18 protein-coding genes are annotated in these 19,750 nt (G+C 34.0%); 13 read left to right on the top strand and 5 right to left on the bottom strand.

Going from position 1 to position 19,750, the window contains the following annotated elements:
- Positions 1-55: 55 nt before the first annotated feature.
- From ES675_RS15510 to rlmB, 5 genes are all read left to right on the top strand, one after another.
- On the top strand, positions 56-3,130 hold the full coding sequence (locus ES675_RS15510; RefSeq protein WP_066252493.1) for a SusC/RagA family TonB-linked outer membrane protein: 3,075 nt from the start codon (positions 56-58) through the stop codon (positions 3,128-3,130).
- Positions 3,131-3,139: 9 nt separating this feature from the next.
- The gene (locus ES675_RS15505; RefSeq protein WP_066252491.1) at positions 3,140-4,621 is read left to right on the top strand and encodes a SusD/RagB family nutrient-binding outer membrane lipoprotein; all 1,482 of its coding nucleotides are present in this window, start codon (positions 3,140-3,142) and stop codon (positions 4,619-4,621) included.
- 19 nt (positions 4,622-4,640) lie between these two features.
- Positions 4,641-5,531: a hypothetical protein gene (locus ES675_RS15500; RefSeq protein ID WP_066252489.1), complete on the top strand. Its 891-nt coding sequence runs from the start codon at positions 4,641-4,643 to the stop codon at positions 5,529-5,531.
- Between the two features lie 29 nt (positions 5,532-5,560).
- The gene (locus ES675_RS15495) at positions 5,561-6,598 is read left to right on the top strand and encodes a hypothetical protein (RefSeq protein WP_148367553.1); all 1,038 of its coding nucleotides are present in this window, start codon (positions 5,561-5,563) and stop codon (positions 6,596-6,598) included.
- 66 nt (positions 6,599-6,664) lie between these two features.
- Positions 6,665-7,402, top strand: coding sequence for a 23S rRNA (guanosine(2251)-2'-O)-methyltransferase RlmB (rlmB, locus tag ES675_RS15490; protein ID WP_066252484.1), 738 nt, complete (start codon positions 6,665-6,667; stop codon positions 7,400-7,402).
- On the opposite strand, the gene ES675_RS15485 is transcribed toward rlmB, so the two are convergent.
- Positions 7,394-8,152 (bottom strand): rhomboid family intramembrane serine protease, encoded by a 759-nt coding sequence (locus tag ES675_RS15485; RefSeq protein WP_066252483.1) that lies wholly within the window; start codon positions 8,150-8,152, stop codon positions 7,394-7,396. The genes rlmB and ES675_RS15485 overlap by 9 nt on opposite strands.
- A gap of 142 nt (positions 8,153-8,294) precedes the next feature.
- Here ES675_RS15485 and ES675_RS15480 point away from each other — a divergent pair, with 142 nt between their 5' ends.
- Positions 8,295-9,572 (top strand): replication-associated recombination protein A, encoded by a 1,278-nt coding sequence (locus tag ES675_RS15480; protein WP_066252481.1) that lies wholly within the window; start codon positions 8,295-8,297, stop codon positions 9,570-9,572.
- Here the strand turns inward: ES675_RS15480 and ES675_RS15475 are convergent.
- The 4 genes from ES675_RS15475 to radC are packed head-to-tail and all read right to left on the bottom strand — an operon-like array spanning position 9,569 to position 13,056.
- Positions 9,569-10,339 carry a hypothetical protein gene (locus ES675_RS15475; RefSeq protein WP_066252480.1) on the bottom strand — a complete coding sequence of 257 codons (771 nt, stop codon included), beginning with the start codon at positions 10,337-10,339 and terminating at the stop codon, positions 9,569-9,571. The two genes, ES675_RS15480 and ES675_RS15475, sit on opposite strands and share 4 nt — an antisense overlap.
- A gap of 38 nt (positions 10,340-10,377) precedes the next feature.
- Complete coding sequence (locus ES675_RS15470; RefSeq protein WP_066252478.1) at positions 10,378-11,067, bottom strand: YjjG family noncanonical pyrimidine nucleotidase; 690 nt, start codon at positions 11,065-11,067, stop codon at positions 10,378-10,380.
- Positions 11,057-12,358 (bottom strand): polysaccharide deacetylase family protein, encoded by a 1,302-nt coding sequence (locus ES675_RS15465; RefSeq protein WP_066252475.1) that lies wholly within the window; start codon positions 12,356-12,358, stop codon positions 11,057-11,059. The genes ES675_RS15470 and ES675_RS15465 overlap by 11 nt, the downstream gene beginning before the upstream one ends.
- On the bottom strand, positions 12,358-13,056 hold the full coding sequence (radC, locus tag ES675_RS15460) for a RadC family protein (protein WP_066252473.1): 699 nt from the start codon (positions 13,054-13,056) through the stop codon (positions 12,358-12,360). The genes ES675_RS15465 and radC overlap by 1 nt, the downstream gene beginning before the upstream one ends.
- A 79-nt stretch (positions 13,057-13,135) precedes the next feature.
- Here radC and ES675_RS15455 point away from each other — a divergent pair, with 79 nt between their 5' ends.
- The 7 genes from ES675_RS15455 (at position 13,136) to ES675_RS15430 (ending at position 19,722) form a co-directional block, all read left to right on the top strand.
- Positions 13,136-13,729, top strand: coding sequence for an FMN-binding negative transcriptional regulator (locus ES675_RS15455; protein ID WP_066252470.1), 594 nt, complete (start codon positions 13,136-13,138; stop codon positions 13,727-13,729).
- Positions 13,730-13,745: 16 nt separating this feature from the next.
- Entirely contained in the window at positions 13,746-14,609 is an 864-nt protein-coding gene (locus ES675_RS15450) for a TraB/GumN family protein (RefSeq protein WP_066252467.1), read from the top strand.
- A 76-nt stretch (positions 14,610-14,685) separates the two neighbouring features.
- Complete coding sequence (locus ES675_RS15445; RefSeq protein WP_066252464.1) at positions 14,686-15,375, top strand: hypothetical protein; 690 nt, start codon at positions 14,686-14,688, stop codon at positions 15,373-15,375.
- Between the two features lie 160 nt (positions 15,376-15,535).
- Positions 15,536-15,712 (top strand): hypothetical protein, encoded by a 177-nt coding sequence (locus tag ES675_RS16480; RefSeq protein WP_157448680.1) that lies wholly within the window; start codon positions 15,536-15,538, stop codon positions 15,710-15,712.
- 312 nt (positions 15,713-16,024) lie between these two features.
- The gene (locus ES675_RS15440; protein WP_066252462.1) at positions 16,025-16,768 is read left to right on the top strand and encodes a CPBP family intramembrane glutamic endopeptidase; all 744 of its coding nucleotides are present in this window, start codon (positions 16,025-16,027) and stop codon (positions 16,766-16,768) included.
- 230 nt (positions 16,769-16,998) lie between these two features.
- Positions 16,999-18,519 carry an ArnT family glycosyltransferase gene (locus tag ES675_RS15435; RefSeq protein ID WP_066252459.1) on the top strand — a complete coding sequence of 507 codons (1,521 nt, stop codon included), beginning with the start codon at positions 16,999-17,001 and terminating at the stop codon, positions 18,517-18,519.
- A gap of 168 nt (positions 18,520-18,687) precedes the next feature.
- Positions 18,688-19,722, top strand: a complete 1,035-nt coding sequence (locus ES675_RS15430) for a serine hydrolase domain-containing protein (RefSeq protein WP_066252457.1) — start codon at positions 18,688-18,690, stop codon at positions 19,720-19,722.
- Positions 19,723-19,750: the final 28 nt, after the last annotated feature.

Genomic DNA, 19,750 nt, shown 5'->3' with positions numbered 1-19,750 from the left:
TTAATTAACTTTTTATTATGATTTTTGGCCTAGACTAATTCAAATAAAATACAAAATGAAAACAAAGTTTAGTGGAATTTTAACGCTGTTTCTAGCGTTTGTTGTGCAACTTACGTTTGCGCAAGAAAAAACAATTTCAGGAACGATTTCCGATGAAAACGGATTACCTCTTCCCGGAGTTAATATTATTGTAAAAGGTACTACAACTGGAACTCAATCAGATTTTGATGGTAATTACTCCATCAATGCGAGCACAGGAGATGCCCTATCCTATTCCTTTATTGGATACACAACCAAAGAAATGACTGTTGGTGCATCCAATACAATTAGCTTTGCAATGGAGGTTGATAGTGAGGCTCTTGAAGAGGTTGTCATTACCGCTTTAGGTGTTGAGAGAACAGCTGGTCAGTTAACTGCTGCTACGAAAGTAGTTGATGCAGAAGAATTAACACAAGCTGCCAATCCTAACGTTGTACAGAGTTTAACTGGTAAGGTTTCTGGTTTAAAAATTAACACAACTAATAATGGTGTTAACCAAACAACTAGAATTGTATTAAGGGGTAACCGTTCATTAACAGGAAACAACCAAGCGTTGATTGTTATTGATGGTGTTATTTCTAGTGCAAATACACTTTCTAATTTAGCTCCTGAAATCATTGCCTCTACCAACGTTATTAAAGGTGCTGGTGGTAGTGCATTATATGGTTCTCAAGGTTCTAACGGTGTAATTATCGTTACGACTAAAAGTGGATCTTCTAGTGAGAAAATTGAAGTTTCTATAAATTCTTCTATCTCTTTTGAAGATGTAGCATTCGTTCCAGAACGTCAGACTAAATACGGTCAAGGTTGGAATGGTGTTCATACATCATACGAAAACGGAGGTTGGGGTCCAGAATTTGATGGTACTATGCAGCCTGTAGGTTTACCTCAAGCTGATGGTTCTTATATTATGGCACCTTACTCTGGTGATAGTGACAATATTAAAGAATTCTTTAAAACTGGTACTATTTTACAAAACGGTGTAACACTTTCTGCTGGTGATAAAACAGGTAATGTTTTACTATCTGTAAACAACCAACAAACAGAATTTGTTGTTGAAGGTGATGAATTAAACAGAACTACTGTTTTATTTAAAGGTAACAAACAATTAGGTAAATGGAATGTTGGTGGTAACGTAACGTATAACACGTCTTCAGTTAAAACTACAACTTCAAACTTATTTACTGAATTATTACAAACAGCGTCTAACGTTCCTGTTGAGCAATTTGAAAACTCTGGAAACGAAGGACACTGGACATCTTACTACAGAAATCCATATTGGATGAGAGATAACATTAGAAATTCAAGTAATACGACTAGAATGAATGGTGTTGCAAACATTAAGTATGAAGTAAATGATAACATCAACGTTGTATTGAACAGTAGTGTTCGTAACTTCAAGAGTTATTCAAGAAATTATACAAATGAATACATTGACACGATCGGTATTGGTGGTGGAGATCATTCTACAGTTTCACAATTTGGACAAAGTAATAGTGAAGAAACAAATATCTACAATGATATTTTTGTGAACTTTGACTATATGTTAACTGATGATATTTCATTAACAGCTTTAGTAGGTAATAACATTCAAGATAATATGTATTCTGCTACTTCAGTAAGTGGTAGTAACTTAACAATTCCTGGATATTACAACATTGATAACATTACAGGAAGACCTAACACATTTAACTCTATTGAGAGAGACCGTCGTTTCTCTTTACTAGGAAGTGTAGATTTAGGATATAAGGATTTCTTATACATATCTGTAACTGGACGTAATGACTGGACATCAAGATTAGCAGACGATCGTAACTCGTTCTTCTACCCTTCTGTTGGTTTATCTTTTGTAGCAACTAATGCTTTCCCTGGATTAAAGAAAGGTGGTATATTAAATTATGCTAAAATTTCTGGAAACTGGGCTAAAGTTGGTAACGACCGTGTTGGACCTTACCAAATTAATTCTACTTTAAACCAAGCAACTGGTTATCCATTTGGAGGTTTAAACTCTTTTGTATTAGATCAAACAATTGCTGATCCATTATTAGTAAATGAGTTTATAGAATCTTATGAGTTAAACCTTAACTTAGCATTCTTTAAAGGTGATAGAGTTCGTTTAGACTTTTCTATCTATGAAACTAAAAACACGGATTTAGTAACAGGTATTACAACATCTGCTGCTTCTGGTTTAGCTAATACTACGGTTAACGTAGCAGCTTCTACTACATCTGGTTTTGAAATTGATTTAGGTTTAACACCTATTAGAACAAAAGATTTCCGTTGGGATTTAGATCTTAACTTTGCAACAGATAAAACAGTTATCGACAAGATCTCTGACAATTCTGACGAAGTTGCTTTAGCTGCTTTTGCTGATGTTGGTATTTTTGCAACAGCTGGTGAAGAGTTTCCTTTAATTAAAGGTACTGCTTACCAAAGAGACCCTCAAGGTCGTGTATTAATTGATCCTTCTACAGGTAACCCATTAAAAACTGGTAGTTTCCAAGTATTAGGTAAGTCAAACCCTGATTACGTAGTAGGTTTAAACACTGCTGTAAACTATAAAGGAATCAGACTTGCTGCTGTAATGGACTATAGAACTGGTCACCAATTTTGGGCTGGTACTAAAGACTGGTTATCTTGGTCAGGTCACTTAGTAGAATCTGCTGATGGTGGACGTAGAGGATTTATTTTCCCTAACTCTGCAATCAATACAGGTACTGCTGCTAACCCAGTATACGAAGCAAACACAAATGTAATTACAGGTGGAACTACATACGCTAACTATTTAGATTATTTCTCTAATGAGTACAGAAGTGTAAGTGAAAACTTTGTATTGGATGCAACTGCATTCAAAGTAAGAGAATTATCATTAAGTTATGCATTTTCTAAAGAAATGTTGAAAAACGTAGGATTATCAAGTTTAAGACTAGGTGTTAATGCAAGAAACCCTTTCACTGTATTACCTGCTGAAAACAGAGGTTATGCGGATCCAGAAATCGGAAGAAGTTCTGGTAACGATCAAGGTTTAAGTGTTACTGGTCAATATCCTATCACAAGAACATACGGTATGACTCTTAATTTAACTTTTTAATAAATAAACATGAGAACGAAATATAAATTTTTATTATTAGTAATCTTCGCGATTACTGTATCGTGCAGCGATTATTTGGATGTAAACAAAAGTCCAAATTCACCTTCTGCCGAAGATGTGACACCGGATTTAATTTTGGCAGGTGCTATGAGTGATACTTATAGAACACAAGCTAGAAGAATGAACCGTTTAGGAAATGTCATGATGAATAACTGGGGAGCTAACGTAAACTCGTTTACAGGTGGTTTCTCTGAAGAATTCACGCTTGCAATTGATAACAACTTTTACAATGATCTTTTTACAGGATTATATAGAGGAACATACAATTTCCAAGCTATTATAGACTATGATAGTGCTGATTATGACAATCATAAGGCAATTTCAAAAATCATGAAGTCTTTCTACTTACAATATGTAGTTGATTTATATGGTGATGTACCTTATTTTGAAGCACACCAAGGAATCAAAAACTTGACACCTGCATACGACGATGATCGTGCAGTGTATGAGGAATTATACAATCAAGTTGATGAGGCAATTGAATTAATTGCAAACGCAGGATTAAATACAATTCCTGTAGGTAGTGAAGATGTTATCTTTAACGGATCTATGTCTAGCTGGGTTGCTTTTGGTAACTCATTAAAATTACGTTTATTATTACGTCAAAGAACGGATGCTACAATGAATGGTGATACTGAATCTGCTGCTTTTATAGCTAGCAAATTACCAGAATTACAAACTGCTGCGTTCTTAAACAATGATGCAACAATCAACCCTGGATACTCTTCAGAGAGTACTGCTCAACAAAACCCATTTTATAACTATATTGGTTTCTCTAATAACGAGACAACGGCAACTGGTTATAACTTCTACAGAGCATCTCAATATGCTGTTACATTTTTAATTAACAGTGCAGATGATCGTGTAAACTTCTTATATGACGAAGCTGATGATGGAAGTGGTGGAGTTGTTGGTCATGAACAAGGTGCTGATAGTGATAACTCACCAGCTGGATTATCTCCAATTGGACCAGGTTTATTAATTGACTCAGCTCAAGATGGTTATGTAATGACTGCTGCTGAAAGTTTATTAATGCAATCTGAAGCACAATTATTCGGATTAATTCCAGGTGACGCTCAAGCTAGTTTTGAAGCTGCAATTGATGCATCTTTCCAACTTTTAGGAGCTAACAGAGCTGGATACACACCAAACCAACCAGGAGTAGGTTGGGTAGGATCTGATAGTGATAAGTTTGAAGCTATCATGAGACAAAAATGGATTGCTACTAATGGTATAAATGCTATTGAATCTTATATCGAGTTCACAAGAACTGGTTTCCCAGATGATATTCCTTTAGCTTTAACCGCTCAATCTTCAACCAGACCAAAGCGTTTGATGTACCCATCTGATGAGTATATTTCAAATTCTGCAAATGTACCAGACCAAACAAGTGCTGATGTATTCGCAACTGGACCATTTTGGGCACAATAATTAAAAAAAAATAGAAATTATGAAAAATTTAAAAATTTATTTTACAGCGGTTTTCGCCTCTGTAATTTGCTTCTCGTGTATAGTAGACGATGAAGTAGAGAACGCAACTCAAAATGAAGATTTGTCAAGAATCATTGGGTTTAAAGAAGATGTAACTTTAGGTAACTTTGTTCAAAGTGCTGGTACTACATTTGATTTTGGCGTACCTGTTCACTTATTAGGTGGAAACAATGGGTTAGCGTTTGATAGTGAAATCACAGTTACTTATGAAATTGGTGATATTCAAGATTTAAACTTAAGTGCAAGTGAGTATGCAAGTACTTTTAACTTAACTAAAGATCAAAGATTAGCAATAGAAGGTGGTACAGCTACTATCTATGACTTCGCTGTGGAAGCACAAGAAGGTGTTCATTTTGATTTAGTTGATACAACGTTAGAATCAACTATTCCTGCAAATTCTACATTCGATTTAATTGATACGAAAGTGTACAATGATGAATTAAATGCTAGTAAAATTTCATTTTACGTTTTAAACTTAAAAGCAATCACTACAAGTGGTGATGTTGTAATTGGTGAACAACTAATAACAACTATTGTTAAGTTACAATTATGTAGAACAGATTTAGCAGGAACTTATACTGCATCAGGAAACACAAGTGGTTCATTTACTATTACTAGTTTAGGTGGTGGTGATTACCAATTGAGTTCTATGTTTGGATGGCCAACTAGTGGTTATACATCTTTCTTTTATGCTTGTGCTGGTCAATTAGTATTTACAAGCTGGCCTTACTCCAATGAAATTATTCAAGGTGTTCCTGGTTATGTAAACGGTAGTGGTCAAATAGTATTTGAGCAGTTTGGAATTGAAAACGTTTATTCAGGTTGGACAGTAATTTTGACTGCACAATAAGCATTAACTAATAAATAAATTAAAACAAAATGAAATATATAAAACACTTAATGCTTTCAGCTTTAGTTTTAGCGAGCTTCTCGTCGTGTATTGATGATGACACAGAATACACGTTTACGCCAAAATCGCTTGTAACTATTGATAATGTATCTGAAAGTGCTATTACAGAAGGAGAGAGTGTAACTGTAACTTTAACAGTTGATAAGCCTTTCAAAGAAACTTTAGATTTCAAATTAGAAATGATGTCTGGAGGCGATAATTCAGATTATACTGTTGGTAATGACCCAACTGATCCAAATTCAGCTACAACAGCAGATGATGGTTTTGGTAGCCAAGGATATTTAGTTCAAATACCTGCGTATGCATCATCATATACGTTTCAAATTAACGCTGTTCTGGATTTAGACGTTGAGGGAACTGAAAAGTATACCTTTAAATTAACCAACACTAGAAATGGTCAAGGTTTAATAAATGGTAACAACATCATTAAATTTGATGTTGCTAACTATACGGATGATAACATGGGCTTACGTTTAAGCTGGGCTAAAGATGAATCTTTCCAATATCTGAAAGAGAATGTATTACTAGCGATTGATAATGACACAGGTCTAGAATATGTTTATACGGATGATGATGAAATATTATCTGACACGAAAGATTTATGTGGTGTTGTTGATTTTGATGTATTTTTAGATAATGCTAACGTTTTTGCTTATACAGGTGACTGTCCAGAATATGTTATTACTGGTAGTGCAGTTCCTAATGCAAATAACACAGAAGTATTAGCTGATGGTACTTATCAAGTAATAGTTGATATGTGGGATTTTGATTTGAATTTTGATGATGACGAATCTTTAGTTGGTGGTTTTGCTGTTCCTTTGGAAATAGAAATCGCAAAAACTGGTCAATTCCATACAAGTATTTCTTACCCAAGCTTGTTTTTCTCTTACAGTGATGTTAGTACTCCTAACACTGCTAATGGTCAAAAGCTTGTTGCTACTGTAGAAGTAATGGGAGGTAAATACACAGTATATAATAACCTAGGTGAATTAGTTGCTCAAGAATAGTAACTATTTTATTTATAATATTAAAACCGCTTCTTTTTAGAAGCGGTTTTTTTATACCTTTGTTTTATGGAACAGGAAACATTAATTTTTGGCTTACATTCAGTTATAGAAGCTATTCAAGCCGGTAAGACTATTGAGAAAATCTTTATTCAAAAGGGGCTACAAGGCAACCTTGCCCACGATTTAGAATCTCTTATCAGAAAAGAAGGTATTAACGCCTCCTATGTGCCTGTTGAGAAATTAAACCGATTAACATCCAAAAATCATCAAGGTGCCGTAGCGCAAATATCGCCTATTGAATACCATGATATTGAGAATTTAGTGCTAAACGTGATTGAATCGGGTAAAACCCCCTTATTCTTACTGTTGGATCAATTAAGTGATGTTCGTAATTTTGGAGCTATAATCCGTACGGCAGAATGTACAGGTGTCAACGGCATTATTATCCAAAAAAAAGGAAGTGCACCCATAAATGGTGATACCATTAAAACAAGTGCTGGCGCTGTTTTTAAAATGCCTATTTGTCGGGTAGACCATATTAAAGATGCCATGTTTCATTTACAGGCTTCTGGTATAGCTGTTATAGCCGCTACCGAGAAAACAAATGATACTATATATGATATTGATTTTAAAGTACCATGCGCTATCATCATGGGATCTGAAGGTCGTGGTATAAATCCATCCGTACTTAAACTTGCAGATAGTAAAGCTAAACTACCGTTACTTGGCACTATTGAATCCCTCAATGTATCCGTTGCTTGTGGCGCCATTCTTTATGAAGTGGTAAGACAACGCTTAGTTTGATGAATCGTCAGACTTTTTAAAAATATAGTTAATAGAAATGGGTTGGTTCTCCTCCTCTACTTCTGTTTTAATGTCTTCGGTTTCTGGTAAGCTTTCAATAAAGTTACCATGTTCATCAAAGTGTTTTAGAAACGGATCTTCTTCTTCTATATAACTCGGTTGTTCCCAATAGTATTTATTAGGTATTGGAAGATGTTTCTTAAAGATAAAAGCAAAAACCAATCCCACAATTAAACCAGATAAATGTCCTTCCCAGGATACGCCGTCTTTAATAGGTAGCACATACCAAATCATACTTCCATATAAAAAGATAACCAATAGAGATAAGGCAATTAGCCGAAAATGCTTGGCTATAATACCTTTAAAGAATAAGAAACTAACTAATACATAAATAAGTCCACTGGCACCAATATGATAAGCTGGCCTGCCAATACTCCACGTTAATAAACCCGAAAGTAAAATTCCTAGAATAAGGATTTTCCAAGCCATCTCCCTATAGAAATAAAACAAGGCGGCGGTTAGCACAAACAAGGGAATAGTATTATGATATAAGTGCGTAATCCCAGAATGAATAAACGCACTAAAAACAACACCACGGAGACCAAATAATTTCTGTGGAAATATGCCATAATTTGTGAAGTCGAATCCAAAACGTATTTCAAACCAGAATACTAACCAAATGAGCAAGACAAATGCTACTGGGACTAAAATAACCTGATTAGAAAATTTAAATTCTTCTTGACTTTTCATAAACAAACCATTACAAATAACTAACCATTAATGACGTTCTGTTAAATTGTCAGTCTGCAAGATTGACAACTAATTACAAATTGTTAATCAAAATGTACAAAACCATTCCAATAGAACCTATAATTATAATTAAATTTGCGCTATGAATGAACCTTTAGCAGAACGATTAAGACCCAAAACACTTGACGACTATATTAGTCAAGCACATTTAATAGGTCCTAATGGTACGTTAACCAATCAAATAAAGCAAGGCTTAATCCCATCCCTTATACTTTGGGGTCCTCCTGGTATTGGAAAAACAACCTTAGCAAATATTATTGCTACAGAATCCAACCGACCTTTTTATACATTGAGTGCTATAAATTCAGGCGTTAAAGATATACGTGAGGTTATAGATAAAGCCAAACAGTCTGGCGGTTTATTCACTACCAAAAACCCCATTTTATTTATTGATGAAATTCACCGATTTAGTAAATCACAACAAGACTCGTTATTACAAGCCGTAGAAAAAGGTTGGGTAACATTGATTGGTGCCACAACTGAAAACCCGAGTTTTGAAGTAATTCCTGCATTATTATCACGATGTCAGGTGTATATTCTAAATGCCTTTAATAAAACGGATTTAGAAGCCCTTTTAAAACGCGCCATTGAAAAAGACACCTACTTATCTCAAAAAAATATTACGCTAAAAGAAACGGAAGCTTTAATGCGTATTTCCGGAGGTGATGCCCGAAAACTATTGAATATTTTTGAGCTAATAGTTAATTCGCATGAAACTGGAGATATTATCATTACCAATGAATTGGTTACACAACGCATTCAAAATAATACAGCCAGATATGATAAAACCGGCGAGCAACATTATGATATAATTTCAGCACTTATAAAATCTATTCGCGGTAGCGATCCCAATGCCGCAGTGTATTATTTAGCGCGAATGATTGAAGGTGGTGAAGATGTAAAATTTATAGCCAGGCGCCTCCTTATTTTATCGAGTGAAGATATTGGAAATGCAAACCCAACGGCTTTAGTTATTGCCAATAATACGTTTCAAGCGGTTTCTACTATTGGACATCCCGAATCCCGAATTTTATTAAGTCAATGTGTGACGTATTTAGCCTGTTCACCTAAAAGTAATGCCGCCTATTTGGCCATCAGCAAGGCACAACAAGTGGTACGTGATACGGGCGATTTAAGTGTCCCATTATCCATTAGAAATGCGCCAACCAAACTGATGAAAGAAATTGGTTATGGCGAGAATTACCAATATGCCCATAACTATGAAAATAATTTTGCCAAGCAGGAGTTTCTGCCAGATGACATTAGTAACACCAGATTCTATGAGCCAGGAAACAATGCACGTGAAAACGCACAACGGGAGTTTTTAAAACAACGCTGGAAGGACAAATATGGCTATTAAAACGTCACGTTTAAAGTATGAATTAATAACGAGCCATCAGCAGTTGTTTTAGCAATGACCCAATTATCGTTTACTTTATAAACGGTAGCCTGTATACCTTCCACCATATAAAATTCTTCTTTACCCGAAAAAATTAAGGTATAAACTACTTCCCCTTTGTCGTTCAGTAACTCATAATTAATAACATCCTTCTTTTTAGCTGTTAAAGCTTGAGTTGCATCTGTTTTTTTAGATTCAGAAATTAATTGATCACCCAAAGCAACTGGAGGTGCTATAGCAGCGGGTTTTGTTATTGTACTTGCAGTTGCACTTGCTGCTTGAGTTGCCAGGTCAGCATTGTAACTATAATTCAATGTATTAAACGACTCAAATGCTTGTCTTAATGATAAGTTATAAGCCACTTTATATTTTTTTTCTCGCGATTGCCCAATTCCGGATGTGAAAACAACTTGTTTTTGACAGTTTTTCAATTCTATTCTAAACTTGGTTTCAAAAATGCCAGATTCATTTAACACATCTGCCCATAAAGCCAGACAGCCATTATTTATTATATCTTGTGGTAGAGGCTCATCACTCATCAGTGCTACAAAGCCTTGCTTTTCAAATAAAAATTTGGTCAATGAGTTTAATTGATATTGGTCACGTTCTGTACAGAATTCATAGGAAGTTGGTACAATTACATACTTATATTGATTCAAATCACTTTGTGAAAAACTAGATTGAACGGTTATAAATAAAGCGAATAAAAGGGTGATTTTTTTTATCATGATTTTTTTTAAAAGTAAAGATTAAAGATACATTAAAATTACAAATAGGCTTTTAATTCCTTCAAATTTGTAACCTGTTTTATGTTACTATCAATTTTCACGCCATGGTAGTTAAAACAAATAGCGTCCATGCCAAAATTTAATGCTCCTAAAACATCAGCTTCCAAATTATCGCCAATCATTAAGCTCTTCGTTTTATCAGCTGCTGCCCTATTTAGTGCATAATCAAAAATTATGGGATTGGGTTTCTTAACACCTGCTAATTCAGAATTAGTAACTGTTTTAAAGTATTTTGATATTTTAGATTGTTCCATCTTTTTATCTTGTGCCTCTTGAAAACCATTGGTAATAATATGCATTTGATAATGTGGCTGTAAATAATTTAATAAGTCAAAAGTGCCTTCAAACAAATGATTAAACGTGGGTAAACTAACAATATAATCTATAGCTAATTGATTAATAACATCGTCGTGAATTACGGTTTTTATAGCATCAAAACTTTCTTTTAATCGTCTGTATCGCAATGATTCTTTATCAATCTGATCATCTCTATACAATTTCCAATAGCTTAAATTTATGGGTTCGTAAACTTTTAGAAAATCAAGTATATCAACGTCTATATTATGTGTGTTGAATATTTCCTCAAATGCTAAAGCCGAATTTTTATCAAAATCCCAAAGGGTATGATCTAAATCAAAAAAAATATCTGTAATGCCGTTAATCTTCATTTGCTGAATCTAATATCATATTAAACAATTCTTTATAACCTCTCCATCGTTCCATATCACTAAACGTATAGTTATGAAAAACAGAAACAAACTCGCCATTTACTTGTTTCACTTGGTTGATAACACGTAACAGAGATTCCTTTTTATCTAATAAAGAATTATGTTTTAAAAGTGTATAATCCATAACGTGGTAAGCCGTTATTTTTAAAGGTGTTTGTATTTCAAAATCCAAATCATAAAAGAAAAATGGCGTACAGGTTCCTGCTCGAAATCCACTGTAATTAACATACCCCATGGTATAATCTTCCATGATTTCCAATTCTACCAAATTTCTATACGAAATAGGTAAATTTAATTTAGAAAAGGAGTGTCTGGATGCTAATAGTGATGTGTTTAAAATAGATTCCATCCGGAGTTTTTCCTTCTTCAAGATAGCCATATTATCCAACGCAAAAAATGATGCTTTAAGTCCTACATGGCAATAATCTGCTACTTGTTTTATAAGGGATATAAATTCTTTTTTTTGTGCATTAACACCTTTATCATAGGTGGAATAATCACCTATTAAAAAGAAAAATAGAAACTTATTTTTACGCTGTTTTTGTCGATTTATAATATATTTAAAGGTATCATCTGGATCGTGTTTTAAGCCTAATAACACCATAAAACGCATATATAATCTACGAAATTTAAAGCCAGATAAATCCTTAAGCGTGCCGCCAATAGTACGCATTAAACCCTTCGCTTTAAAACTGAAGGCTGAAGGCACATCAATAATTGGCTTAACAGAATAGGTTTTACTTGGAAAAACAAAATCGGGATAGTGATTTTCTAATATTAGTTTGAATTTATAAGCCCAAATATCAACTACTGGCTGATGAAGAAATCCATGTTTAAAGGCCAAACTTTCTTCTGCCGTAAAACGACCAAATTCATCCTTTACATGTGGCAAATACTCTTCATAGCGACTTAACAAATAAAAAGTAGCCGCAAACAGATCATAAGGTATACAACTCTTATCATTGGTTGTGAAAAAACATTTGGTTTCCTCCCAATCATGCACTTGCACCTCAACATCCGATAAGCCTTGTTCAAAAAGAAGTTCATGACTTTTTATAAATAACTCGTTCCCTAATGGTTGTTTGGCGTAGGAAATTTTAATGGAGTTATGTGAAATAAACTCTTCCACAGTGGTTGTGAAATTTACAGGAACTTTTAAGATACGCGTAAAAACATGCTTAAAAGCATACTTAATACGTGGTGTTATTTTGGGAGTGTATATGAGAATCATTACAGTAAGTTATCATCTGCAAAGCTAAAATAGGCCTTTTCCGTTACTATAAGATGATCCAATACCTTAATATCTAAACTTTCGCCTGCTTTTTTTAATTTTTGGGTAATTTGCTTATCGGCTTCGCTAGGTTTTAAGGTTCCAGACGGATGGTTGTGCGCTAAAATTATTCCAACGGCTCCAAATTCTAAAGCATTTTTAAGTACCAATCGTACATCTACCAAAGTTCCTGTAATTCCACCTTTACTCAACTGTTGTTTTTGAAGTACTTTGTTCGCATTATTTAAATAGATAATCCAAAATTCTTCATGTGGTAATTCGCCTATAATAGGTTGCATGAGTTCAAAAACGGACACACTGGATGTGATTTTTTTACGTTCCAGAGCTTCTTCACCTCTACGTCTCCTACCCAATTCCATAGCAGCTGCAATAGATATGGCTTTTGCTTCACCAATACCTTTAAAATCCATGAGTTGTTTAATACTTAACTTACCCAACTGATTTAAATTATTATCCACGCTTGCCAAAATACGCTTGCATAAATCCAAAGCGCTTTCATCACGATTGCCAGAACCTATAATAATGGCAACCAATTCGGCATCGCTTAAAGCGGCTTTACCTTTGTCGCGTAATTTTTCGCGAGGCTGATCGTCCTGCGACCAATTTTTAATGGATAATGATGGTGCTTTTTCTGACATCCGTTAAAGATAAATATTGTAAATTTCAACTGCAATAAATTAGCCACTTAAATAAACCCGTAAAGGCAAAACAAAAATTTTGAATTACCCACCAAAACAGCATCAAGATAGCAGTAGAAAACATTTAATTCATGTGATAAATACCTATCCGTTGGCAACCGTTATTTCCGTTTTAAACAACGAACCCATAGTCACACATATTCCGTTAATTTATGAAAATAACAAATTAATTGGCCATTTGGATGGCAATAATCCACATGCAGCATTGCTACAAAACCAGAATAAGGTAACCGTAATTTTTTCGGGTCCACAATGTTATATTTCACCAAGTATTTATACAACCAAACAGTTACCAACTTGGAATTATGTAAAAGTGCACGTTGAAGGCGTAGTTTCAGAAATTGAAGACCCAGAAAGCATTAAGCAAACTATGGTTGCTATGACAGAGTTTTTAGAGCAACCGCATCACAACTATACATTAGATAAAAATGATCCAGATATGGACACATATCTTCCCTATGTAAAAGGTTTTAAAATAGCTATTACCAATTGGGAAGGTAAATTTAAACTCTCACAAAACAGACAAACGGAAGATTTTGAAATAGCAAAAACCGAAATGATAAAGCATAACCAAGTTCATCTTGGCGATTTTTTAAATCAAATAATCCAATAACAAAACGTTTGTACAAATGAAAAAAGGTGCCTTAATCATTTTTCTATTTCTTATTAGCTTTTCAGCAAGTGCTCAAAACACCATTCTGTGGAAAGTAAGTGATACTATTAACCAAAAAACCTCTTATATTGTAGGAACCTTTCATCAGTTTGGAAATTCATTTGTGGACAGCATTCCGCAATTGCAACAGGCTTTATTAGGATCTGAGCTCGCTATTTTTGAATCTGTTAACAATACGGAAAGCGCTCAAAACATTATCAATTCACGCCAAGCTACAAATGCTATTGAAACCGGTTTGAAAAAGCGTGATTTACAAAAACTTAAAACTATTACAGGCAACTGGAAAGTAGATTTGCATAAACTAAAGCCGTTAGAATTACGCTGGAAACTACAACAGGAATCTCAAAAGGTAATCTGTGAGACTGTTAAACCTACTGATACTTGGGATCACTTTGATAATTACTTGATACATATTGCCAAAACAAATACCATTCCTGTTTTAGGTTTAGAAACGGATAGCTTACAATTGGAATTTATAACCAAAGAAAATAAAGATCCTAATTGGAAGCAGGAACGTAAAAACATTTCCAAGCTTATAGAGCAGCTCACTACAAATAAACCCAATATGGATTATTGTGTTTTTGCTAACAAATACAGGAATTTTGAGCTCGACTATAAATTTGAAGATTCGTGTCCAGAAAACATACTTATAAAACAGCGTAATTCCGATTGGCTACAAGTGATTCCCGATTTATTGAAAACAAAAAATACCTTTATAGCCGTTGGTTATGCTCACTTACGAAATAGCTGTGGACTTTTAGAGCAATTAAAACAAAATGGCTTTTTAATAGAACCGGTGTTGCTTAAAAATAGCAATTAAACGTTTTTATAAATAAAGTTGCCAAGCAATTACTGCTTTGCATTTCATTTTACCAAAAATTCATTAAATTTATAGTGTGGATATAGACTATTGCTTATATCCAATTGTTACCACACATTTGAGAGCAACATTGAGAAATTGGAATAACATAGAATGGATTTTTGAAAAGGATGGAGCCTTAAGGGATATTTATGTCCAAAACGCAACGATTGCGGATTGGGAAAAAGTAGTTGATTTATTAAACTCTGAATACAAATTGACTTTTGGAGTTTATGAAGATAATTTGACGGACAAAATTGACTTCGGATACGTGAAAACAATGTTTGCGGACGAAACTGGCGAATTGGAAACTAAATCTGCAACTATTGATTTAAGTGGAATTGTTGTTAAGTGCTTCTTTTTTCTAGAAAACCAAATTGAGTTTGACATAAATCCAACCGAAATTAAAACGGAATCGGAATTTAATAAGATTACGGATTTTATGAAATCCATCAGTTCCAAATTGGAAAAACAGATAACACTTTGTGGAGAAAACCAACCTGAATTTCCACTAATAAAAATTGACCCTAAAAACGGAATTGAAAAAATACTGACTGAAAAAGAGGCTGAAAATTTATGGAAAAAATCTGACCAGAATTTTAGCGGATTTACAAAGTTAAAATCAAAAATAATAATGAAATACTTTCCGAAAATATTTGAAAATAAAATTATGGAAAGTGCAAATAGTGAATATAAATCAACACCGAAAGAAAAAAACGTGTGGTAACAACGTGTATAACCAATTGCTCAGTTTGTGTGTACTCGGAAAATCCTGCGGATTTTCCTACTGGTTCGTTTTCTTTTGCTAACTTAGTTCTCGCCAACGCAACAAGCCATACACGAACACGTTGCCATTAATTGCGGAGCGCACTCAAAACCTGAAAAATATGAGTATAACGAAAAAAGATTTTGGAATTAATTTAAAGACAGTTAATTGTCCAAAATGCGGAACTGAACAACCAAAAATAAGAATACCAAAAAGTTGGAAAGAAATTTTATTTGGTGGAAATACCTGTATTAGTTGTGGATGTAAAATGGATAAATACGGAGCTGAAATAAAATAAACTCTAATCTAGTTTTAAAACCAAAACCGTATACGGTATTTAGCCTGTGTCGGAATTATTCACTCAAATGGATTTTAAAGTTATTGCGGAATAAAGTACTGACCCAACTTACTCAAACTCTGAAAAGCGGAAAACGGAAAACGGAAAACGGAATTTAACTGAATGAAAAACAACGAAATGGCAACAAAGTACTGTGGTGAAAAACAAGTAAAAACTCATTAATTCATTCCTAACTTGAGTTGCATTAAAGACATTAAATTGACACAATTAAATAAGATTACATTTATCTTTATACATTAAAAAACCAAATAAATGATAGGGATTTTAATTGCAATTGCCATTTCGTGGTTGCTTTTATATTTAACTGAAAAGAAGACTATTCTAGCTTTAGGGTTTCTTCCTGTAGGTAAAAGATTAAAACAACTCGCAATCGGGTTTATAATTACCGGAATGCTTTGCGTTATGGTTCAGTATTTGGAGGTTTATCTAAAATCATCAACTTGGGTTTTGAATGAAAATATTACGCGCGCAATTATTTTAAAATCATTTTGGTGGGATTTTAAATCTGTACTTACAGAAGAACTGATTTTTCGCGGCGCATTATTATATATTCTCATCCAAAAAATTGGTGCAAGAAAAAGTATCTTAATTTCCGCAATTTCATTCGGAATTTACCATTGGTTCTCTTACGGCGTTTTGGGAAATATAATGGCAATGATTTTAGTTTTCATAGGAACAGGAGTAATGGGTTACGCTTGGGCTTGGGCTTTTTCAAAAAGCAAATCTATAATGCTCCCTTTCGGACTTCATCTAGGTTGGAACTTTATTTATAATACATTATTTTCAAAAGGACCATTGGGCGAATTAGTGCTAATTTCAAAAGGTGGAAATGAACTGACCGATTGGGCTTCATTATTAAACTTTATTAGTGGATTAGTCATAGTTCCTATTTTGGTGCTGATTTATGTAAAGTATTTTGTAAAAAAAAATGGAAATAATAACAACCGAATAAATCGTACACCAAATTCACTTAAACGCTGGAATAATAAAAACTAAAATTAAGTCAAAATAGTAAACCATCTGAATAAAAACAGCCAAATGCTAACTTAAGCCATGCATAACATATAACTAGCTTTACCTTATTTACAAATCTAGAAGTGTCAGGCCTCACGCATACGTGGCGGCAGACAGGATTTTCTATTCGGTTTTTATTTGCTAAATTACGTGCTAAACGTGGCAACAAACCTTATACAATTACGTGTGCCATTAAAAAAACACCAAAATGAATGAATAGAAAAACAAAATTAATAATTCTATTTTTTTGTATTCTAAAACTGGTTTTACACGTAATAGCAGATAGCCATTCAGGATTTCAAGGCGACGAATTATTACATATAGAAGCGGGAAAACACCTAGCATTTGGCTATATGGAATTTCCGCCTTTAATTGGTTTAATGGCCTTTTTGCAAAATTTATTTCATTCGCATTCCGTTTTTATCCATCATCTTTTTCCGCATGTCGCAACCATACTTATCTTAATTTATGTTGCCAAGACCACGTTTGAATTGGGCGGAAAAAACAAAGCCATATTTTTAGTGCTATTGGCTATTATTATTGCACCTGCTTTCGGACGCTCTCAACAACTTTTTCAACCCGTAATTTTTAGTCAATTATTTTGGGTTCTGGGTTTTTATCAACTTGTCCGTTTTATAAAATACCTCGATAACAAATCGCTATGGTACCTGACGCTATTCTGTACATTAGGTTTCTTAAGCAAATATGATAGTATATTTTTCCTATTCGGTCTATCCGTATTGTTACTCTTCAAAAACACGAGAACCGCATTAATACAAAATAAGTTTTGGTTCAAGATCCTTGTTTTTCTTTTATGTATCTCACCAAATATCATTTGGCAATACTTAAATGACTTTCCTTTAGTGCAAATGACCAATAGGCTTTATGAAACGCAATTGGATAAAATAAGCAGAGTTGAAAGTTTGATAAATTTATTAATGGCAGTAAATCCGTTGACATCTTTATTATTGATAATTCCAGCCGTTTTTTTCCTTTTCAAATCAAAAAATGAAATTGTATTTCAAATGCTGTCAATCGCAATTGGATTATCATTTGCTCTACTCATTTACAAAAACGGAAAAGGATATTATTTTTATCCCATAATATTGACTTTGCTTCCATTTGGAGCGCTATTTTGGGAGCAAGTTGTGTTAACAAAAAAAAGGTGGGCAATTTATCCCATTTCAGTTTTATTGATTTCAGGTGCTGTTCTTATCCCATTTGGGATGCCTGTTTATAGCTTTAATCGCTATCTTGAAAAAGTATATCCGCATGAAGAGAAACACATTCAAGGCGGCAAATTCGGAATTAAATACGATGAATATTATACAAAAGACAAATGGAAAACAACCATGTTGACCTTAAAAAAGGTTTACGACAGTTTACCTGATAAAGAAAAAGAACATTGTTTAATTTGGGGCAAACATTATGCGCAAGCTGGAGCGGTAAATTTGTTTGGAACAACGTACAACCTTCCTAAAGCTTTTTCCTATCACGGTAGTTTTTATAGTTGGGTCCCTAAAGGGAAAATGCCCAATACAACTATTGCATTGAGTTACCAAGTTGGCGACTTTTTTAAACCTTATTTTGAGAAAGTGACTTTGATGAAATCAATTTACAATCCGTATGCAGACAATGAAGAGGAACTTTATCAAAAGATTTATATCTGTGAAAAACCCAAGCAAAATTTTGAGGACATGAAGCTATTATTTGAGAAAAGAATATTTGAATAATAAGCAGCCATTAAACCTAGTTATAAAATATCTTTATCAGGTCCTTATAATTATCGAATTTAAAATAACATTTACATGGATGTTGTTAATCTGAATCAGAACTTTGCTAACGCTAGGTCCACCAATTAGCCATCAAAAAAACGCCTCGTGCTGATTGAACAAAACATTATGAAGAAGAAACAATTAAAACGTATATTCCGAATACTCTTTATTATTACGAGCATAAGTTCTCTTTGGTTCGTACCATGGATTTTGGTAAAGGCATGGATATTACCACTGCCTGATACGGTTCAAGAACAAGTAGAAGAAGCTATTAGTCATGGCGTAGATGGCATGATTGTTTATGTAGATGAAGCAGGCAAACCCCCTGCATTTTATGCTGCTGGCTGGCACGACCGAGAAAACAAAATTCCTGCCAACCCGAATGCTTTGTTCAAAATTGGTAGCATTACCAAATTATATGTTGCCGTAGCTGCAACCAAATTAATAAAAACTAAGCATTTGTCCTTGGATAAAACTTTAGCGGACTACTTTCCAGAACTCATTGGAAGAATTGAAAATGCCAATGAAATTACGTTGCGAATGATGTTGCAGCATCGTAGTGGCATTCCTAATTTCACCGATCATACAGATTACTGGGTTAATCCACCAGACGCTAGGCAAGAAAAGTTGGAATATGCGCTTGATTTACCGGCTAGTTTTAAACCAGATAAAGGATATGAATACTCCAACACCAATTATATGCTAATCTCTGATCTTATTGATAAGGTTTTGGGTTATAGCCATCAACAATATATTAAAGAAGAAATCTTAATCCCACTCAACCTCAACAATACTTTCGGGTCGCTACACAATGTAAATATAAACGATGTTATGAGCGGATATTACGTTGGAATTGAAAACGACATAAAAACTGATTATTCTGGTTTAATGATTGCCACAGCACAAGATGTTGGTGTATTCTTGCGCGCCCTGAATGATGGCTCTGTATTTAACGAAGGTGAACAGGAAATTTATTCTTACGTTTACGAACATGGCGGTTTACTTCCAGGCTATCAATGTCTTGCGGAATACCATAATGAGATAGATACCGTTGTTGTGCAATTTATGAACACGACCAATTTTGATGGATACAATTGGAATTTATCGCAAATTGTAATAAATAGAATTGTAAAAATAATAAAGTGCAAGAAAGACCAATAACAATTAAGTTGAACTCTTGAATTGAACA

The organism is Algorimicrobium algoritergicola (assembly GCF_008086165.1).
GTDB lineage: Bacteria > Bacteroidota > Bacteroidia > Flavobacteriales > Flavobacteriaceae > Algorimicrobium > Algorimicrobium algoritergicola.
Note: the sequence above shows the minus strand (reverse complement) of the source record. Positions and strands in the feature narration are given on the sequence as shown.